We start from the raw sequence: 2,299 nt of genomic DNA, 5'->3' as shown, positions 1-2,299 counted from the left end.
GGGCGGGGGGGGAGTGGGGGGACGCCGGAGGTCAGCGGAAGCCGTGGACCCGGCGGCGGCGCCACCAGAACAGTCCGACGCCGACGAGCAGGACGCCCGCGCCCGCCGAGGCGGCGGAGGCGATCAGCACCGTGTCCTCGCCGTTCGCGATCGAGCCGAGGCCGCCCGAGAGGACGCTGTCGGTGCTGCTCTTGGTCTTGGCGCCGGGCGCGTCGGAGCCGGAGGTGGGCAGACCGACGTACGGGAAGCTGTGGCCGAACTTGACGTCGTTCTTGTCGACGGCGTCACCCAGGTCGTTCTTCGAACCGACCAGCTCGCCCTCGACGACCTGCAGCGCGATGTCCAGGACGTCGTCCGTCAGCCGGCGCCCGTTGGGGAAGCCGGCGTTGTCACCGTCCAGCACTCCCAGCCGCTTCGGCTTCGCGACCGGCTTGATCGAGGTGTTCAGCCGCAGCATCTCCGAAGCCCGCACGTGCGGCGGCTGGTTGAGGTCCTTGACACCGGTGAGGAAGACCGACACGAGGTCGTTGCGGGGCTCGGCGGGAGCCTTGATCTTGAAGATGCCCTCGATCAGCTTCGGCAGTTCGGGGTTGGTGACGTTCTTCAGGAAGTCACCGTCGTTCAGGGGCGAGGACGCGTTGAACTTGTCCTTGTCCTTCAGCGGGTTGACGACCTCGTTCACCAGCGGCATGCCGAGCCGGGACACCTGCCGGAAGTGGCCGCGCGCGTTCTTCACCTGGGTGGTGGACCAGATGCCGACGACCGGCTGCTTCTCCGACTCGACCAGGTAACTGGTCGGCACCTGGAGGGCGATCGTGTTGACGTTGTAGCCCTTGAGGGTGTCGTTGCCGACCTCGGAGAGGTCACCGCCGTACAGCAGGTCGAAGACCCTCAGGTCCAGGAAGAACGGGTCGTCGGCCTGGCCCGCGTAGGCCCGGAGACCGCCCGCGACTTTCTTCACCGCCCGGTCGCGCAGCGCCTTGTAGTCCGGCATGGACGCCTTGCCCACGTTGGAGGGCGCGACGGGCAGGTCGTCCGCGACCTTGTGCTTGGACACGACCCGCCGGTGCTCCAGCCGGAACAGGTCGATGTCGTACGTCTGCGTGAAGTTGAGGTCCGGGTCGTCGAGGCTGGTCACCGCACCGGTGTTGTACAGGAAGGTCTTGTCGTTCTTCAGGTGGTCCTCGAACGTCCAGCGGTAGACCAGGTCCTCCTGCGCGTCGCCGTCGCTGTCGACGCGGATGTCGTACTGGGCGTCCTCGGCGAACTTGAAGAAGTTCGGGCCGCCGGCCGGTTCCTCGAACGGGATCCAGTTGGCCACCAGCGTCGTGGTGTCCGGCTTGTCGGGGCTCACGAACGCGTACACGTCCGTGTTGTCGACCTGCGGCTGCCCCGAGATCAACGGGGCCTCCCGGTGGCTCGAGGCGTGCGCCGTCTGCGGCTCCAGCGTGGTCACACCGGCGGCAGCGAGCCCTCCGGCGGCCAGCGCACCACAGGCGAGCAGGGCGATACTCCCGCGGCTGCGCCGGCTCATGGTGTTTGCGGTCATCGCGTCCGTCCTTCGGCGTGTGCGTGATTGCTTGACGACAGCCATTCGGGGCGGACGGCCCGGGGGATTGGTCCGCGAACGGAGGTACATCAACTACTCGTCGCTCAAGCACGCTGAAGCGACGGGTTTGCACAACGGGCATCGCTGGCGGTGATGCTGCGTTTGCGTCCGGCCCGCTCCGCTGGTCCGGGGGTGGGGCAGGGGCCGTTGACGGGGCCCCGCGTCGTCACAACTCCCACGCTCTGGCGCGGATGTTGCGGGAGCCGTTCCGGTCCGCGTGATCAACGAACCCGCAGGACCGGCAGGCGAACCGGGCGCGCAGAGTCGCCTCAAGTGCCGCCGCCTGCACAGGCGTCGGCAGCAACCGGATCTGCACCACCAGCGTCACGATCATCCGACGTACACACGCGTACGACGCCCCACCGCACGTTCACTCCGCACCACCCGACCGGGCGAACCCAACGCCGACCCGCGCGGCGGCATCCAGACACCCCGGCACAGCGACAGGCGATGACAGGCCGCTTGCCGACCGGGTAACGGCAGCGACAACGCGGCGCTTTGCACCGCGAACACGAGAACGCGACTCCTCCCAGAGCTGAAGCCCTGGGGGTTCCTCGCAAGATCCCGCCGAAATGGCCCTGCCCGCAAGGCGTTCGGGACCAATCCGCAACCCCGCTCGCACCGAACGGGTGGGGAAGGGACAATGTCCGCGCGCCGGATGCCGAGGCCGGGGAGCACGAGGGCCGAAAG

2 protein-coding genes are annotated in these 2,299 nt (G+C 68.3%); both read right to left on the bottom strand.

The window, feature by feature from the left end; genetic code table 11:
- Positions 1–31: 31 nt before the first annotated feature.
- Positions 32–1,549, bottom strand: coding sequence for a DUF4331 domain-containing protein (locus GUY61_RS37655; RefSeq protein ID WP_166634782.1), 1,518 nt, complete (start codon positions 1,547–1,549; stop codon positions 32–34).
- A 226-nt stretch (positions 1,550–1,775) separates the two neighbouring features.
- Positions 1,776–1,943, bottom strand: a complete 168-nt coding sequence (locus GUY61_RS42045) for a zinc ribbon domain-containing protein (RefSeq protein ID WP_166634781.1) — start codon at positions 1,941–1,943, stop codon at positions 1,776–1,778.
- Between the last annotated feature and the right edge of the window lie 356 nt (positions 1,944–2,299).

Origin of the sequence: Streptomyces sp. GC420 (assembly GCF_009916105.1) — a bacterium.
Classification (GTDB): Bacteria; Actinomycetota; Actinomycetes; order Streptomycetales; family Streptomycetaceae; genus Streptomyces.
This window is presented reverse-complemented; position numbering and strand designations above follow the sequence as displayed.

What these genes read in the sequence shown, in the direction of transcription:
- GUY61_RS37655 (WP_166634782.1), bottom strand. Translation starts at nt 1,549, where the DNA reads ATGACCGCAAACACCATGAGCCGGCGCAGCCGCGGGAGTATCGCCCTG.
- GUY61_RS42045 (WP_166634781.1), bottom strand. Translation starts at nt 1,943, where the DNA reads ATGATCGTGACGCTGGTGGTGCAGATCCGGTTGCTGCCGACGCCTGTG.